At 51.0% G+C, this 16,477-nt stretch carries 16 protein-coding genes; 7 read left to right on the top strand and 9 right to left on the bottom strand.

All coding sequences use genetic code 11. The annotated features are described in order from the left end of the window. Nucleotides 1–174 precede the first annotated feature (174 nt). The 5 genes from MJX74_RS00170 to MJX74_RS00190 are packed head-to-tail and all read left to right on the top strand — an operon-like array spanning nt 175 to nt 4,652. Nucleotides 175–549, top strand: coding sequence for a MerC domain-containing protein (locus MJX74_RS00170; RefSeq protein ID WP_240219816.1), 375 nt, complete (start codon nt 175–177; stop codon nt 547–549). Beyond that, nucleotides 536–1,756: a zinc metallochaperone GTPase ZigA gene (zigA, locus tag MJX74_RS00175; protein WP_240219820.1), complete on the top strand. Its 1,221-nt coding sequence runs from the start codon at nt 536–538 to the stop codon at nt 1,754–1,756. The genes MJX74_RS00170 and zigA overlap by 14 nt, the downstream gene beginning before the upstream one ends. Beyond that, nucleotides 1,753–2,340: a DUF1826 domain-containing protein gene (locus tag MJX74_RS00180; RefSeq protein WP_240219822.1), complete on the top strand. Its 588-nt coding sequence runs from the start codon at nt 1,753–1,755 to the stop codon at nt 2,338–2,340. The genes zigA and MJX74_RS00180 overlap by 4 nt, the downstream gene beginning before the upstream one ends. A 55-nt stretch (nt 2,341–2,395) precedes the next feature. Further along, the gene (folE2, locus tag MJX74_RS00185; RefSeq protein ID WP_240219824.1) at nt 2,396–3,310 is read left to right on the top strand and encodes a GTP cyclohydrolase FolE2; all 915 of its coding nucleotides are present in this window, start codon (nt 2,396–2,398) and stop codon (nt 3,308–3,310) included. Continuing rightward, on the top strand, nt 3,303–4,652 hold the full coding sequence (locus tag MJX74_RS00190) for a dihydroorotase (protein WP_240219826.1): 1,350 nt from the start codon (nt 3,303–3,305) through the stop codon (nt 4,650–4,652). Before folE2 ends, MJX74_RS00190 begins: the two co-directional genes overlap by 8 nt. Nucleotides 4,653–4,729: 77 nt before the next feature. Here the strand turns inward: MJX74_RS00190 and rraB are convergent, their stop codons facing one another. From rraB to nudF, 9 genes are read right to left on the bottom strand one after another with little or no spacing between them, the layout of a single operon-like run. Next, nucleotides 4,730–5,098 (bottom strand): ribonuclease E inhibitor RraB, encoded by a 369-nt coding sequence (gene rraB / locus MJX74_RS00195; RefSeq protein WP_240219828.1) that lies wholly within the window; start codon nt 5,096–5,098, stop codon nt 4,730–4,732. A gap of 4 nt (nt 5,099–5,102) precedes the next feature. Next, nucleotides 5,103–5,996, bottom strand: coding sequence for a 1-acylglycerol-3-phosphate O-acyltransferase (locus MJX74_RS00200; RefSeq protein WP_240219829.1), 894 nt, complete (start codon nt 5,994–5,996; stop codon nt 5,103–5,105). Then, nucleotides 5,935–8,223, bottom strand: a complete 2,289-nt coding sequence (gene parC / locus MJX74_RS00205) for a DNA topoisomerase IV subunit A (RefSeq protein ID WP_240219830.1) — start codon at nt 8,221–8,223, stop codon at nt 5,935–5,937. The genes MJX74_RS00200 and parC overlap by 62 nt, the downstream gene beginning before the upstream one ends. Nucleotides 8,224–8,226: 3 nt before the next feature. Then, nucleotides 8,227–9,633, bottom strand: a complete 1,407-nt coding sequence (locus MJX74_RS00210) for a tetratricopeptide repeat protein (protein ID WP_240219831.1) — start codon at nt 9,631–9,633, stop codon at nt 8,227–8,229. A 31-nt stretch (nt 9,634–9,664) separates the two neighbouring features. After that, complete coding sequence (parE, locus tag MJX74_RS00215; protein WP_240219832.1) at nt 9,665–11,560, bottom strand: DNA topoisomerase IV subunit B; 1,896 nt, start codon at nt 11,558–11,560, stop codon at nt 9,665–9,667. A gap of 35 nt (nt 11,561–11,595) precedes the next feature. Continuing rightward, complete coding sequence (locus MJX74_RS00220; protein ID WP_240219833.1) at nt 11,596–12,168, bottom strand: YqiA/YcfP family alpha/beta fold hydrolase; 573 nt, start codon at nt 12,166–12,168, stop codon at nt 11,596–11,598. A 3-nt stretch (nt 12,169–12,171) separates the two neighbouring features. Further along, the gene (locus tag MJX74_RS00225) at nt 12,172–12,945 is read right to left on the bottom strand and encodes a metallophosphoesterase family protein (RefSeq protein ID WP_240219834.1); all 774 of its coding nucleotides are present in this window, start codon (nt 12,943–12,945) and stop codon (nt 12,172–12,174) included. Continuing rightward, nucleotides 12,945–13,385 (bottom strand): DUF1249 domain-containing protein, encoded by a 441-nt coding sequence (locus MJX74_RS00230; protein WP_240219836.1) that lies wholly within the window; start codon nt 13,383–13,385, stop codon nt 12,945–12,947. The genes MJX74_RS00225 and MJX74_RS00230 overlap by 1 nt, the downstream gene beginning before the upstream one ends. A gap of 1 nt (nt 13,386) precedes the next feature. Beyond that, nucleotides 13,387–14,022 (bottom strand): ADP-ribose diphosphatase, encoded by a 636-nt coding sequence (nudF, locus tag MJX74_RS00235; protein WP_240219837.1) that lies wholly within the window; start codon nt 14,020–14,022, stop codon nt 13,387–13,389. A gap of 119 nt (nt 14,023–14,141) precedes the next feature. Between nudF and tolC the strand changes: the two genes are divergently transcribed. Both tolC and lpxL read left to right on the top strand, forming a co-directional pair. Continuing rightward, nucleotides 14,142–15,437, top strand: coding sequence for an outer membrane channel protein TolC (gene tolC / locus MJX74_RS00240; protein WP_240219844.1), 1,296 nt, complete (start codon nt 14,142–14,144; stop codon nt 15,435–15,437). Nucleotides 15,438–15,543: 106 nt separating this feature from the next. After that, nucleotides 15,544–16,476: an LpxL/LpxP family Kdo(2)-lipid IV(A) lauroyl/palmitoleoyl acyltransferase gene (gene lpxL, locus MJX74_RS00245; RefSeq protein WP_240219846.1), complete on the top strand. Its 933-nt coding sequence runs from the start codon at nt 15,544–15,546 to the stop codon at nt 16,474–16,476. The last annotated feature ends 1 nt before the right edge of the window (nt 16,477 follow it).

The following is a 16,477-nucleotide window of genomic DNA, read 5'->3' on the forward strand; positions in this document are numbered from 1 at the left end:
CCCCATAAATACACACGCATCGCTGCTGCAACAACCTGTCGCAGCATTTGACGGCTCAATTGTTATGTTATAACATCTTTCAACTTATGTGATGTTATAACATTATTTATCATCAATGCAACGCTCGCGGGCAAATAACATCACTTCGCCACAACGACTTACCAGAGGAAGCTTATGAAAGATCTTATTGCCGCCGCCTTATCGGGCTTGTGCGTGGTGCACTGCATCGCCACGCCGTTGCTACTGGCGCTGGGTAGCTCGGGCTTACTGCTGGGTGTATTTAGTTCAGAATGGTTTCATTACCTGATGCTACTGCCTATCAGCGCCATGCTGGCATGGAGCCTGCCCGGAGGCTGGTGTATCCACCGCAGTAAAGCCCCTTTTGCCCTCGGGCTTGGCGGCTTTTTACTACTGATTGCCTCATTGTTTGCCGGTCACGATGCCGAAGCGGCACTGGCTGTTATTGGCGGCTTACTGTTGATTGGTGCGCATTTGTATAACAGAAAACTGTTACATAACCTGCAGGTGGCTGAACATGCAGCACATTAATTCAACAGCTGACAAACGCTTACCGGTTACCGTATTATCCGGCTTTTTAGGTGCCGGCAAAACCACCTTACTCAACCATATATTGCACAACCGCGACGGCTTGCGCGTAGCCGTTATCGTTAACGATATGAGCGACGTGAATATTGATGCCAGAGAGCTAAATACTGAAGTCAGCTTAAACCGCGCCGAAGAAAAGCTGGTAGAAATGAGCAACGGCTGCATTTGCTGCACCTTGCGCGAAGATTTGCTGCTAGAAGTGGGCAAGCTGGCCAAAGCCGGCCGGTTTGACTACTTACTGATTGAATCAACAGGCATTTCTGAACCGCTGCCGATTGCTGAAACCTTCACCTTTGAGCACGAAGACGGCCAGAGCCTGGCCGATATTGCCCGGCTGGATACGCTGGTAACGGTGGTAGATGCAGTTAACTTTATGGCCGACTTTGAAGCTGCCCAGGATTTAGCTGAGCGTGGCGAAAGCCTGGGCGAAGACGATGAGCGCAGCGTAGCCGATTTACTGATTGAGCAGGTCGAGTTTTGCGATGTGCTAGTGATCAGCAAAACTGATCTGATCACAGAATTACAGTTGCAGCGTCTTAAAGCCATTTTGCGCAGTTTAAACAGCCGCGCCCGTATTATTCAGGCGCAACAGGGCAAGGTCGACCCGGCACAAATCCTTAACACCGGGCTGTTTAACTTTGAGCAGGCACAACAAGCCCCGGGCTGGTTGCAGGAGCTACGTGGCGAGCATACACCCGAAACTGAAGAATACGGCATCAGCAGCTTTGCTTTTACTGCCCGCAAACCGTTTCATCCCCAGCGGTTTTACGCTTTTTTACACCAGAACTGGCCCAGTGGCCGCTTGCTGCGCTCAAAAGGTTATTTTTGGCTGGCCAGTACGCCAGAATACGCCTGGCTGTGGCATCAGGCCGGCGGTATCGCGCGTTATAATATGGCCGGGCTATTCTGGCAGGCCGTGCCGGCAGAGCAGTGGCCGCAAGAACCTGAGCTGCAAGAGGCTATTATACAAAGCTGGGCCGAACCTTACGGCGACAGACGCCAGGAACTGGTGTTTATCGGCCAGCAACTGGAAAAAACCACCATGCTGGCCCAGCTTGAAGCTTGCCTGCTAACCGATGATGAGCTTGCATTGGGCGAGCTGCAATGGCAGCAACTGCCTAGCCCTTTTGCACAGGAACAAGTGCCATGAGTGCCTTGCCCTTTTCTGAATTTAAACTGTTAAATAATCTTCCAGCGCGCCAGCTTAGCGATAGCAGTACCGATGTATTGCCACAAATATTCGCCCCTGACGTTAACCTGGTTAGCTGGCAGCGCAAGGCAGAGCCGCTTATTACCGCTTACTGCAACCAACTTACACTGGCGATGCCGTTAAAACGTATTGTTGGTATAGATACCGTGCAAAGCGATATTGCCGCGGCATTGCCGGAAGCACCGGGCAAAGCCGCGCTACTGGCAGATATTGTCCTGGTGTGTCAGATGTTTAGCTGCCTGATGGATTGCCAGCAACTTGGCTTGCGCTTAGAAACACTGCAGCGCCCCATGTGCCCGAAATTTCATACCGACCATCTGGTATGCCGCCTGGTATGCACTTATCTGGGCCCTGGCACTGAGTGGCTGGATGCTGCCGGTAATATGGCTCATGCCTCATCTTTTGCCGTTACCTTACTCAAAGGCTCCGGCTGGGAGGGCAATGAGCAGCAAGCCATAGTGCATCGCTCACCCGCAGCAGCATTACCAAGAGTATTACTGACGCTGGACCCAATATACCCCTGATTGCAGCAGCCCTTGTCATCAACATACCAACGGCTGAATAAGGATTTACCCACTGATGTTTGCCCCGGATCTTGCTGATACTGCCCACGCTGCCAGCCCGGCTTTCGCCGTTGCGCTGGAAAACGTCGGTATGCAACATATTGATTTAATCTTGACACTGTCTGACTTACCGCAGCAACCCCTTGCTGTAAAAGCAGATGTTAGCGTTAACCTGCCCCAACCGGATAAAAAAGGCATTCATATGTCCCGGCTGTATCAGCATCTGTATCAGTGGGTACAAGTGCAGTCTGTCAGCCCGGCAACGCTGCACCATTTGTTGACGATACTGCTGCAAAGCCAGCAAGAATGTGCCAGCACCAGTGCCACCTTGCACCTTAATGCCCAGCTCTTATTGCGCCGGCCAGCATTAAAAACCCCGGCACTGGCTGGTTTTAAAGCCTATCCGCTCGCCATTAGTGCGACCTTGATAAACAACAAACTAAGTATTGAACTCAGTGTGGCTATTGGTTACTCCTCTACCTGCCCCTGCTCGGCGTCGCTAAGCCGCCAGTTGCTGAGCGAGCAGTTTCAGCAGCAGTTTGCTGGTCAGCCTGTCGTTGACACTGCCCTGGCCAGCCAGTGGCTATTGCAACATGCCAGCCTGGCCACACCACATAGCCAGCGCAGCACCGCGCAGCTTCGCATTAAACTTAACCCGGCGCAGCATGATTTTGGCATCCTGCCCCTGATTGACCGCGCCGAGCAGGCATTGGCCACGCCACTGCAAACCGCTGTAAAACGCGCCGACGAACAGGAATTTGCCCGCCTTAACGGCGCCAACCTGATGTTTGTCGAAGATGCCGCCAGGCGATTACATGCGGCCCTAAGCCAGAATTATGCTGCTTTTAGCATTGATGTTGCGCACCATGAAAGCCTGCATCCGCATGATGCGGTCGCTAACGTCACCTTTGCGGCCAGCTCCAATGGATAACAATAAATTTTTGCAGCAGATCCAGCGCAAACACGCCTGTAAGCTGATCCGTAACGGTAGCCTCCTCACTCCGGCAGGCATTGTTCAGGCCGATATCGCTCTGCTACACGGTAAAATTGCTGCCATTGATTGCCGCGGCTGGCACGCTGATGAAACACTGGACGCTAGCGGTTTGCATGTTCTGCCCGGTGTAATTGATACGCAAGTGCACTTTCGTGAACCCGGTCTGACACACAAAGAAGATATTAGCCACGGCAGCAAGGGTGCTGTGCTAGGCGGTGTAACCGGCTTTTTTGAAATGCCCAATACCAACCCGCTGACGTTAACCCATGCCGATCTGCAAGCGAAGCTGAATATTGCCGCCAGCAGCAGTTATTGCAACTATGCGTTTTATATCGGTGGCAGCGCGGCAAACCTGCAGCAACTGGCACAGTTGGAAACCCTGCCAGGTTGTGCTGGTATCAAGGTGTTTATGGGCAGCTCTTTTGGCGATTTGCTGGCGGAGCAGGACGATTTATTGCGGCAAATTCTGCAAAGCGGCAAACGCCGGGTGGCTATTCATGCCGAAGATGAAGCGCGTTTGCGCCAGCGCCAGCCACTGACCGCAGCTGATGTGCGCAATCATCCGCAGTGGCGCGATGCGCAAAGTGCGCTGCTGGCAACACAACGCATTGTGGCGCTTTCAGAGCAAACCGGACGCCCGCTGCACTTACTGCATATTTCTACCGCTGATGAAATGGCCTATCTGGCGGCCTTTAAACGCCGTGTCACAGTAGAAGTGACACCACACCATTTAACATTGCATGCACCCGACTGCTACGAGCGGTTAGGCTCACTGGCCCAAATGAACCCGCCGGTGCGCGATGCCAGCCACCAACAGGCGTTGTGGCAAGGTATTGTTGACGGCACTGTAGATGTAATTGGCAGCGATCATGCCCCGCACACATTGGAGGAAAAAGCCCGGCCTTATCCGGCGTCCCCCAGCGGTATGACAGGTGTGCAAACCCTGCTGCCGGTAATGCTCGATCATGTTGCCGCAGGCCGGCTTAGCTTGCAGCGGTTGGTCGATTTAACCAGCAGCAACCCGGCACGCATTTTTGGCCTGAGTGGTAAAGGCCGGCTGGCGGTGGGCTACGACGCCGACTTAACGCTGGTTGATATCAAAGCAGTGCGCACTATAGATAACAGCTGGATTGCCAGCAAAGCACTCTGGAGCCCCTACCACGGCAAAACCGTTACCGGCTGGCCCGTTGCGACCATTATCGGCGGCCAGCTGGTAATGCACAGCGATCAGATATTGGGCGAACCAGCCGGTAAAGCTTTTTGCTTTAACAGCGCTTGATTAGCAGAAACCCTCAACACTAACTAGCCTAAATGCAAAAAGCCGCTTGGTAGCGGCTTTTTGTCAGGCGTTAACGGTTACTCTTCGTCGTCCAAATCCATTTCATCTTCGTCACCTTCAAAGTAGGTGCCCCAGCCGTCGTACTCTACTTTATGCTTGTGCGCCAGCTCTTCCAGTTTAATAGCATCAACAACAATGCTGTCAGCATCCAGTGACTGCTCGCGAATGGCATCAAATACCCAGGCATTGCCACCGTCTTCAAACTCTACTTCTTCAGCGTCAGTAACTTCATAACCAAGTTTAAACAGCTCTACCGCCAGCTTTTCCAGCTTGGCGAAGTCTTTGTCGTAAAAGTGGTGCTCGATGGTGTAAAGCGCATCCGGATCGCTGCCGTCTTCTAACAAAGCGGCGATGGTGTCTTCGGTAAATTCCTGCCAGTTTTCCATAAAATTACTCTTTAGCTGCAATATTTCTGGCAGTGTAGTCGTTGCCCAGTTCGCTATCAAGTAAAGCAATTTTGTCTTGCATCTGCTGGTGGGTATTTTCGGCAAACTGGCGGATATTCAGTTGCTCTTTTGGCAGCTCTACCGGTGCCATCAGCTCTATAATCACTTTGCCGTTATTCCAGCGGTTTAGCTTAAACTGGCCGTGGGTGCTGCTCATACATACCGGCACCAAAGGCACCTTTGCCTCCAGCGCGATATGAAAAGCACCGGTTTTAAACGGTAATAAACCGCGGCCATAGCTGCGCGTGCCTTCAGGAAACATCCACACCGAGATATTATCGCGGCTGATACGCTCGGCAGCACCGAGCATCGCGCCCAGCGCCCGGCTTTTGTTTTGCCGATCGATAAGAATATTACCGCTAAGCCAGTACAACTGGCCAAAAAACGGGATGTACTTCAGGCTTTTTTTACCAATAGTGACAGTACGTAACTGCACACCATTACTGATGGTAAATAAATCGAGGTTATTCTGGTGGTTAGCAATATAAACATAGGGCTTGGTGGGGTCGATAGCGCTATGGCGGCGAACTTCTACGCTAATACCTAAAATGCGCGACATTCCGCCATACCAATGGGAAAAAATATAGACATTATTCGGGTGAAATGGCCGCACCAAACAAATCAGCAAACCCGCAACTGTACTGATAATAAAGAACAGCACCAATAAAATTAACCTTACTACCGCTATCACTGCTATCTCCGCTTTGCCACCATAGGTGGCTGTTGTCGCTGGCACAAAAAAAGGCGCCATAAAAAAGGCGCCCAGTATAGCGGCTTTAGTCGGTAGTGCTGGTTTGATCACTGCTGATATCAGCGCCGGGGTTAACCAGTACTTCATCAATACGCTGCAAGCCACGCGGTAATTTGTTGCCACGCCGGCCACGTTCACCATGGTAATGCGCTAAATCGTCTGCTTTTAAGCCCAATTTACGCTTACCGGCCACTAAGGTTACGCTGCCATCAGCCGGCACTATTGCCAACTGACAAACATACTCTTCACGGCTGGCGGCACGGGCAGAGGGTATAGACATCAACTTATTGCCTTTACCTTTACTTAATTTAGGTAAGTCGGCTACCGGGAACACCAGCATGCGACCTTCGTTAGAAATACACAGCACCAAATCCGTTCCAGGCTGTTTTACCACTAACGGCGGCAGCACTTTGGCCCCCACCGGCAAACTTAATACCGCTTTACCGGCTTTATTACGGCTGAGTAAATCGCTGTATTCGGCGACAAAGCCATAACCGGCATCAGAGGCCAGTAATAATGCCTGTTTTTCGTCACCCAGCAGCACATGATCAAAACTCTCGCCTGCCACTACAGCAAAGCGGCCACTTAATGGCTCGCCCTGGCCACGGGCCGAGGGCAGCTCGTGCGCTTCGGTGGCAAAACTACGGCCGGATGAGTCAATAAATACCGCCAGCTGATTTGAACGGCCACTGGCCAGCGCTTTAAAGGCATCACCGGCTTTGTAACTTAATGCATTGCCATCGACATCGTGGCCTTTGGCACAGCGCACCCAGCCTTTTTCCGACAACACTATGGTAACCGGCTCACTGGGTAACAGCTCTTTTTCACTTAATGCTTTGGCTTCGCCGCGCATAACTATCGGGCTTCGCCGCTCATCACCGTATTTTTCGGCATCGGCCAATAGCTCATCACGAATCAGTTTGGTCAGCTTTTTCTCAGAGCCTAAAATGCCCTGTAGTTTGTCACGCTCTTTGGCCAGCTCATCCTGCTCGCCACGGATTTTCATTTCTTCCAGCTTGGCCAAATGGCGTAATTTCAGCTCTAAAATGGCTTCGGCCTGGCGCTCGGTTACGCCAAAAAAGGCGATTAGCTCGGCTTTAGGATCATCAAAGGTGCGGATGATGCGGATCACGTCATCAATATTTAAAAAGGCAATTAATAAACCTTCCAACACGTGCATGCGATCCAGCACTTTGTCCAGCCGGTACTGCAAACGCCGGCGCACGGTGTCACGGCGGAAGGTTAACCATTCGGTCAGAATTTCCAGCAGGTTTTTTACCCGTGGCCGTTGGTCCAGGCCAAGAATATTAATATTAACCCGGTAGCTTTTTTCCAGATCAGTGGTAGCGAACAGATGCTGCATTAGCTGCTCAACATCAATGCGGTTTGAGCGCGGTACTATCACAATACGGGTGGGGTTTTCATGATCCGACTCATCACGTAAGTCGCTGACCATTGGCAGTTTTTTCGCCTGCATCTGCGCGGCTATCTGTTCCAGCACCTTAGAGCCGGACGTTTGATGCGGCAGTGCGGTAATAACGATATCGCCATCTTCCTGGCTGTACACTGCGCGCATTTTTACGCTGCCACGGCCGGTTTCATAAATGGCTGCCAGCTCATGCGCCGGGCTGATAATTTCGGCATCGGTCGGGTAGTCCGGGCCTTTTACATATTGCATTAAATCGGTCACGCTGCTTTGCGGGTTATCCAACAGGGCAGCACAGGCATGCGCCACTTCACGCGCATTATGTGGCGGTATGTCAGTAGCCATACCCACAGCAATACCGGTAATGCCGTTAAGCAATATATGCGGCAAGCGCGCCGGTAATACTTTTGGCTCTTCCAGCGTGCCGTCAAAGTTGGGCAGCCAGTCGGTCGTGCCGGCGCCGAGTTCAGACAACAACACTTCTGAGAAGCGCGATAATTTGGCCTCGGTGTAACGCATAGCCGCAAAAGATTTCGGATCGTCCGGTGCACCCCAGTTACCCTGGCCATCTACCAGCGGGTAACGGTAAGAGAACGGCTGCGCCATTAATACCATGGCTTCGTAACAGGCACTGTCGCCATGCGGGTGAAACTTACCCAAGACGTCACCGACCGTACGGGCCGATTTTTTATATTTGGCCAGATGCGATAAACCCAGCTCAGACATAGCATAAATAATACGCCGCTGTACCGGTTTTAACCCATCACCAATATGTGGCAACGCCCGGTCCATAATGACGTACATAGAGTAATTTAAGTAGGCTTCTTCGGTAAAACGACGCAGGGGTAACTGCTCAATACCATCATGTGAAATTACGGTTTCTGTCATAGCTTATCCTGTCTGCTCCGGGGCATTGTTGCCCGCAGAGCGGTTTTTCGCTTTATGCCGGTTTAGTTGCCACAGCAATAAAATCAGTAGAATTACGGTTGAACAGCCCAGAATACTGAGCCACAGCAGTTGCACCTGGCGCTCGCGCTCGGCCTGGCTTATTCGTAGCGCTTTTAGTTCATTGTCCTGCACCAGCAAGCGGTTGCGTTGCTGCTGTTGCTCGTGATCAAAACTAAGCCGCATCTGCTCTATTGCCAGCTCGTTTTCTTTGTTACGCACATCCTGAAACAGTAAAACAAAATCGTGCAGCTGCCGGTAAGCCCGGTCAAACTGGCCCTGCTCGGCTTGCAGCTCGGCTTTTAGGTACATAATGCTGAGCCGGATTGGACTGTCATCTTCAACCCCTTCGCTGTTGAGGCTTTGCTCAGATAATATTAACTGCTGCATAGCCAGCGAACTTTGCTTTAATTTTTGATAAATAAGCGCTTTTTCGTAGTAGTGGGTAGACATGTGTGCGGTGGACTGCAGCAGGGGCAGATATTCCTCTGCTTTGGCAATATAGCTTAATGCCGCATCACCACTATTACTCTGGCTACTAGTGATCGCCAGACCAAGATAAGCATGATACAAATTAACCATATCTTGCGACTGCTGGCTTTTTTGCAGCATTTTATTATAGTTTTGCAGCGATAATTCGTATTGTTCTAAAAAGCCGTAGGTACGGGCCAGATTAAACAACACTGTGATTTGATTTTTCTGCCACCCCAACTGCTCATATAATGTCAGCGCGGTTTCCAGTAACGCTATACCGTCTTTCTCATAAGCCAGCGAAGCATAAAGCAACCCCAGTTCGGCGTTAGCCTCGGCCAGTACCTCGGTATCGTCCAGTCGCTGCGCCCGCTGATAGGTATCTTTTAACAATGCCAGCGCCTGCTGATTCTGATTCCGGTTGCTAAACACCGCAGCCTGGTTAATCTGGCCGAGTAAAATCAGCCTTTCATCATCCAGCAAGGTTGCCAGTGCGATACCCTGCTCATAATGCTGTAAAGCGCTAACGTCGTCTGCCTGCATTTCTCTGGCAAAACCCAGCGCATATAACAGCTCTACTTTCGACAGCGATTGCAACTCGCCTAACAACGCCAGCCCCTGCTCTGCCGCTTGCTGCTGTTCCTGGTGCCGCCCCAGGGCAGCAAGCAATGCAGCTTGTTCGGCGTACCACTGCGCCTGCACCGGCTCTGGCAAACCTGGCAAATCGGCTTGGTGCTGCTGCAGTAACGCCAGCATCTGTTCTGGCTGTTGCCGTTTCTGCTCAGCAACTTGCTGCAGCCAGGCAGGGAGTTGTGCACCAAACAAGCCCTGACTAAACAACAGAGCACTGCCAAGAAGTATTACCGTAATGTGTTTTGTCACCGTTATAGCGCCTTATTATTGTTACAGCAGCCTACACAGTAATGGCGGCTTTATCGCCTTTTAATTCCAGCCAGTCGCGCCGATCTGTGGCACGCTTTTTCGCCAGCAGCATATCCATCAGCTCCATCGTTTGTGCCACATCATCTATTGTAAGCTGCACTAAACGCCGGGTATTGGGGTCCATGGTAGTTTCACGCAACTGCAACGGGTTCATTTCACCCAGACCTTTAAAGCGCTGAACGTTAACCTTGCCGCGCTTTTTCTCGGCTTCTATCCGATCCAGCACACCATTTTTCTCATCTTCGTCCAGCGCGTAATACACATCTTTGCCGATATCAATGCGATACAGCGGCGGCATGGCGACATAAACATGGCCGGCCGCCACCAGGCTGCTGAAATGGCGCATAAACAAGGCACACAGTAAGGTGGCGATGTGTAAACCGTCGGAGTCGGCGTCGGCTAAAATACAAATTTTGCCATACCTTAACGCGGTTAAATCAGCGCTGTCCGGGTCCATGCCTATAGCAACAGAGATATCATGTACTTCCTGCGAAGCCAGGATCTGGCCCGATTCAACTTCCCAGGTATTAAGAATTTTACCACGTAGCGGCATTACCGCCTGAAACTGACGATCACGCGCTTGCTTGGCACTGCCTCCGGCCGAGTCGCCCTCTACCAGAAACAACTCTGTGCGGTTAAGATCCTGTGCGGAGCAATCTGCCAGCTTGCCGGGTAAAGCCGGGCCAGAAGTAATCTTTTTACGCACCACCTTTTTTGCTGCTTTTAGCCGCTTTTGCGCGTTGTTAATACAAAAATCGGCCAGGCTCTCGGCAATATCAGTGTGCTCGTTCAGCCATAAGCTAAAGGCATCTTTAACAATACCCGATACAAAAGCCACCGACTGGCGCGACGACAAACGCTCTTTAGTCTGGCCGGCAAACTGTGGATCCTGCATTTTCAGCGACAAAATGTAAGCACAGCGATCCCAGATATCTTCCGGCGACAGCTTAATGCCACGCGGTAACAGGTTACGAAACTCGCAAAACTCGCGCAGTGCCTCTAATAAGCCCTGGCGTAAACCGTTAACATGGGTGCCGCCCTGGGCTGTAGGAATAAGGTTTACATAGCTTTCAGTTACCAGCTCGCCGCCTTCAGGCAACCACAAAAGCGCCCATTCCACTGCCTCGGTACTGGCACTGAAGCTGCCGGTAAACGGCTGCTCTGGCAGGCAGATATAGTCTTTTACCGATTCGGCCAGATAATCTTTGATGCCGTTCTGATAACACCACTGATATTGCTGCTGGTTTACTTTGTCATCAAAGCTCACCGTTAAACCAGGGCATAATACCGCCTTGGCTTTTAATACATGCAGCATGCGGCTGACGGAAAATTTTGGCGAATCAAAATACGATGGCGTAGGCCAAAACCGTACCCGGCTGCCGGTGTTACGCTTACCTACAGTACCGGTAATGCTGAGCTCGGCTACTTTATTACCATGCTCAAACGCCATTTCATAAATATTGCCGTCACGACGCACAGTAACGTCTACCCGGCTGGACAATGCATTAACTACTGAAATACCCACACCGTGTAAACCACCGGAAAACTGGTAGTTTTTATTGGAGAACTTACCCCCGGCATGCAGGCGGCAGAAAATCAGCTCTACGCCGGTAACGCCCTCTTCCGGATGAATATCTACCGGCATACCACGGCCATTATCTATTACTTCCAGCGACTGATCGTCATGCAGTATCACCTGCACGGTATCAGCATGGCCTGCCAATGCCTCGTCGACACTGTTATCAATAACTTCCTGGCCAAGATGATTGGGTCGGGTAGTGTCGGTATACATTCCGGGGCGACGCTGGACGGGTTCAAGCCCGGTCAGCACTTCAATCGAATCGGCGTTGTACTGTTGTGATGTCATAGTCTCGGTCACTGGCTGATAGGATTAAGCGCGTTTTACGCGAGTTGGCAAAAATTGGCAATAGTCGCAAGCTGCGCGGCATAGCCGACATAACTGTGATCGCCACCTTCGCTCAGTTTTATTTCGGCGCCCTGATAGTAATCAAGCGCCAAGCGGTAATCTAACACTTCATCACCGCTTTGCAACAGCACCAGATAATTCTGTGGCTGCTGTAACCTTACCGGCATTAATTGCTCCAGTGCGGCCATATGTGCCGTTGTTACATCATAATGCTGTTGCAGTACCGGATGATAATAGCGACCCAAATGTTGATTTAATACAGTGTGTGGTGCCACCGCCGGGTTAATCAGGCAGGCGCGGCAATGAATTTTCTCGGCAATGCAGGTAGCCAGAAAGCCCCCCAGCGAACTGCCAATTAAGGCCACATTACGCTGCTGACCAATATGTTGTTGAATAAGCGCCAGTGCGGCTGACGGTTCATAGGGTAAATCCAGCGCACTAAAATCGGTATGCGGGTAATACTGCTGAAAAAATGCTTTTGTCTGTACCGCTTTTTCCGACAAGGAAGAGCTGGCAAAACCATGTAAATACACTACTTTTTTATTCATTTTTCACGTCTTCGCGGTTAAATCCAATTGGCGGAACTGCCAGCATACATCGCCCGTGGCAGCAAAAAACCAGTCACACCACTGCGGCCCGCCATTTACGGTTTGCCAGTCGGGGGTTGGTAAAAACTGCACTGAGCTGGCCGGACAGCCAACAATATCAATATCATGCTCACGGCGCTGATAAGCATAGTGCGCATGGCCATGGGCAATGCCTCGAATACGGGGCTCGGTCGCTATAGCCTGCCACAGCCCGGTTTGATCTAACTGGCCGTGTTTATCAATAAAACAGTTAAGCGGCCGCGGGTGATGATGACAAAACAGCCACAGCGCCTGCGCACTACTTTGCTGGCATTGCTCTGCCAGCCACTGTTGCTGCGCCACTGGGAAAATACCGGCCGGAGTCGGCCCCTTGGTATTAAGCAGCAGCAACTGCCACTGCGGCATTTGCAGGCTGCGCTCAGGCCGGAACGGCGCTTGCTGGCATAATGCATTCAGTGCCGCTAAGTCATCATGATTGCCAGGCAAACAAAACACCGGGCAGCTTAGTGGCGCCAGCAATTGAGCCAGCAACTGGTAAGATGCAGCGCTGTGATCCTGAGTAAGGTCGCCGGTAAGCAGCACGGCATCGGGTTGTTCTGCTATCAGCGTATCGACAATAGCCGCCAGATGCACGGCAGGTTGTATTTGCTGATAGGTATCATCAAAGGCTGCCAGCAAGTGGCAGTCGCTCAGCTGGGCAATATGGTATGCAGATTTCGGGCTAAAGCGGTACTGCATCAGGCGAACGCCAGCTCCCGGTTTATATAGCCCTGGTCAGCGCATAGTTTCAACCAGTCACGCAGCAGCAGGTTAATCTGGCGTTTTTCATCCGGTAGCAGCATATCCAGATTAGGGTAATCGTAACGGGCTTTAAAACCACTGATCTGCTGACAGGCCAGCACTTCAGCTACCCGCGCATCATGGTAAAGCCGCACCACAAAGCTGGGGCGAAAGTAAAACTCGCGCTCATCTGTCAGCTCAATGTGCAATGTGGTGGTAAAGCGCGCCACTTCCGTCACGCTTATGCGGTAACTGTGCTGCTCTGATACCTGAATGACCGTAGCCTGGCCAGTTTTTGCATCCTCAGCCATGTAGCGGTTCAACTGGGCGTAATTGCGTTCGCACAGTGCCAGAAAATCCGGTAGTTTTGGTACATATTTCTGGCGTTTAAACCACACACTAGCCTCCCCAGGCTTGTTTTACTTTGTCCAGATTAAGTGCCAGCCATTGCAGCGCAATGACACTGGCAGCATTATCAATTTTTTGCTCAGTCAACAGTTGCATTGCTAAGGTGCGCGGCACCACATGCACTTTAATATCTTCATGCTCTTCAGCGAGGCCAAAAACACCCGCTTGTACCGGCTGCGTGATGCGGCCTAAAAACAATTGAATACGTTCGGTAGTGCCCCCCGGGCTGGATAAGTAGCTAAGCATAGGCCAAAGTTCGTCGATTGTTAACCCTGCTTCTTCCTGAGCTTCACGTTTTGCTACCTGTTCAGCACTCTCGCCGGGCTCAATCATACCGGCAACCGCCTCAAGCAGCCAGGGGCTATGGCTGCTCGCTGCAGCACCGACACGAATTTGCTCAATTAATACCAGCTCATCCGTTTGGGCATTGTAAGGCAACACTACAACTGCATGGCCGCGCTCAAATATTTCACGCACAATAGGCCCGCTCCAACTGCCATTAAACAACTTGTGACGTAAGGTGTAACGTTCTAAGCGGAAGAAACCCTGAAAAACCGTGGTTTTGTCGAGAATTTCCAGATCCTGATGGCCAAATGAAGGATACTGGCCAGAGTTGAATTTAGACATGACTGCACTCACATTCTGTTACACTCTTGCGTGTAACTTTACGGTTTAATGATTACTTAGTTTACAGTAACAGAGTATTATTCGTGCAGTTTCCTTTTAGTTGGCCAGGATTGGTAAAAATGAAAAAAACCTTAATAAGCACCTTATTAGCTTCCACTTTCGGTTTGCTAAGCTTGCAAACCACTGCAGCAGATCTGCAGGAAATTTATCAGCTGGCCGTACAAAAAGATCCTACGGTATTACGCGCCGCAGCCACCCGCGATGCAGCCGCACTGAGTATTGATGTCTCGCGTGCAGCGTTATTGCCTAGCGTTACTGCCACTGCCGGTTTTGGCCGTCGCGATCAAACAAGTCGTAGTTTTGATGGCCCGAATACCACTTCTGCCAGCATTAATTTAGACCAAACACTGTTCAACTGGGGAGACTGGAAACGTTTATCCAGGGCTGAGCAGGTTGCATTGCAAGTACAGACAGTTTATGACAGTGAAATGCAAAACCTGATTGTGCGGGTAACCGATGCTTACTTCAATGTTTTAGGCGCATCTGACGATTTGGGCTTTGCCCAAGCAGAAAAACGGGCCATTGAGCGCCAGTTAGAACAAACTAAACAGCGCTTTGCTGTTGGCTTAACGGCTATTACCGACGTACATGAAGCACAGGCGCAGTACGACAGTGCAGTAGCACGCGAAATAGCTGCAGAAAACGAGCTGGAAAATACCCGCGAGTTTCTGCGCGAAATAACCGGCCAATACCATGACGATTTAGCCCAGCTAAACACTGATAAATTTGCCCCAGGTGCACCATCACCTTCACTGGTGCAAGATTGGGTTACTCTGGCTCAAGACTATAACCTTGTACTGAAAAGCCAGCGAGTGTTGCTGGATATCGCGGATAAAGATATTGACCTGGCCCGTGCCGGCCACTACCCAACGTTGGGGCTAACTGCGACTTTGGGTACTGAGAAAGCATCAGGCTTTGATCGTGGAGACAGCAGCAACATAGGTATTAACCTGAACGTACCTATTTACAGCGGTGGTGGTGTATCAGCCGGGGTAGAAGTCGCTAAAGCTAACTATGTTGAAGTAGGCCAGACTCTGGAACTGAATCACCGTGCAGTTATCCGCCAGGTTCGCGTGTCGTTTAACGGCGTAAATGCACAGATTTCGTCTATTCGTGCGCTAGAGCAGGCCGTAGTATCAGCAGAGAGTGCATTAAATGCCACTGAAGCAGGTTTTGAAGTAGGTACACGTACTATAGTTGACGTACTGCAAAGTACCCGTAACCTGTTTGAAGCGCGGCGTAATTTATCAGGTGCCCGTTATGCTTATATCGTTACCATGCTGCAATTAAAACAAGCTGCAGGTAACCTGTCTGAGCAAGATTTAGCAGCAGTTAACCAAGCTCTTACTAACTAATCTGATCCAGGTTCACCGCACCTGCGGTGAACCTCTTACCAGTTTTCACTATTCCCTCCGTCATTTTTCGTTACAATAGCGCATTATTTTTTGTTGAGGATATGGCGTGGTTCAGGCCCCAAAATTTAACTGGCGTTTTTTGCTACCGCAGTACTGGCTTATCTGGTCAGGCGCAGCCTTGTTATGGCTACTTAGCTGGTTACCTTACCGGCTGTTGATGGTTTTGGGGTCAGGCTTTGGCCACGTACTGTTTAAAGTGCTTAAATCCCGCCGTAAGGTGGCACTGCGCAATATTGAATTATGCTTCCCTCAGATGCCTGCAAGTGAGCAACAAGCACTGGTAAAACGAAATTTTGCTGAAACCGGCAGAGCGCTGTTTGATACCGTGATTGGCTGGTGGTGGCCGCAATGGCGCATACGCCGCATTGCCCACTTTAAGGGTTACGAGCATATCGCTGCCGCGCGGGCTGAAGGTAAAGGAGTGCTATTACTTGCCCCCCATGTACTGCACCTGGAAGGTGTATGCCGGGCTTTTGGCCTGACCCACCCCAGTATTGGTTTTTACCGGCCCCATAATAACCCCTTGCTGGATTACCTGACGTACCACGGCCGCAGCAAAAGCAATAAATACATGATAGGCAAACGCGATGTAAAAGGCTTGATCCGGGCACTGAATCAGGGTGAAGTGTGCTTCTACCTGCCGGATCAGGACTATGGCCGCACCAAGGCCGAATTTGTGCCCTTTTTTGCGGTTAAAGATACGGCATCAACCACCGGTACGTTACTATTTGCCAATGCCGCCAACTGTGCTGTAATACCGGTCATTACCCGTCGCCTGCCTGGCAGCCAGGGTTATGAAATAGAAGTACAGCCAAAGCTGGCCCCGTTTCCAACCGGCGATGACAAAGCAGATGTGACACGGGTAAACCAATGGGTAGAGCAGGTGGTGCTGCGCGCACCTGAGCAGTATATGTGGTTACACCGGCGCTTTAAAACCCGGCCGGATCCTGACGCACCGTCATTGTATAAAGGAAGCTGAA

The sequence above is a fragment of the Rheinheimera hassiensis genome (assembly GCF_022436675.1).
Classification (GTDB): Bacteria; Pseudomonadota; Gammaproteobacteria; order Enterobacterales; family Alteromonadaceae; genus Alishewanella; species Alishewanella hassiensis.

Bases quoted from the DNA above. Each gene is read 5' to 3' on its own strand.
- MJX74_RS00170 (WP_240219816.1), top strand. From the start codon at position 175: ATGAAAGATCTTATTGCCGCCGCCTTATCGGGCTTGTGCGTGGTGCAC.
- zigA (WP_240219820.1), top strand. From the start codon at position 536: ATGCAGCACATTAATTCAACAGCTGACAAACGCTTACCGGTTACCGTA.
- MJX74_RS00180 (WP_240219822.1), top strand. From the start codon at position 1,753: ATGAGTGCCTTGCCCTTTTCTGAATTTAAACTGTTAAATAATCTTCCA.
- folE2 (WP_240219824.1), top strand. From the start codon at position 2,396: ATGTTTGCCCCGGATCTTGCTGATACTGCCCACGCTGCCAGCCCGGCT.
- MJX74_RS00190 (WP_240219826.1), top strand. From the start codon at position 3,303: ATGGATAACAATAAATTTTTGCAGCAGATCCAGCGCAAACACGCCTGT.
- rraB (WP_240219828.1), bottom strand. From the start codon at position 5,098: ATGGAAAACTGGCAGGAATTTACCGAAGACACCATCGCCGCTTTGTTA.
- MJX74_RS00200 (WP_240219829.1), bottom strand. From the start codon at position 5,996: ATGAAGTACTGGTTAACCCCGGCGCTGATATCAGCAGTGATCAAACCA.
- parC (WP_240219830.1), bottom strand. From the start codon at position 8,223: ATGACAGAAACCGTAATTTCACATGATGGTATTGAGCAGTTACCCCTG.
- parE (WP_240219832.1), bottom strand. From the start codon at position 11,560: ATGACATCACAACAGTACAACGCCGATTCGATTGAAGTGCTGACCGGG.
- MJX74_RS00220 (WP_240219833.1), bottom strand. From the start codon at position 12,168: ATGAATAAAAAAGTAGTGTATTTACATGGTTTTGCCAGCTCTTCCTTG.
- MJX74_RS00225 (WP_240219834.1), bottom strand. From the start codon at position 12,945: ATGCAGTACCGCTTTAGCCCGAAATCTGCATACCATATTGCCCAGCTG.
- nudF (WP_240219837.1), bottom strand. From the start codon at position 14,022: ATGTCTAAATTCAACTCTGGCCAGTATCCTTCATTTGGCCATCAGGAT.
- tolC (WP_240219844.1), top strand. From the start codon at position 14,142: ATGAAAAAAACCTTAATAAGCACCTTATTAGCTTCCACTTTCGGTTTG.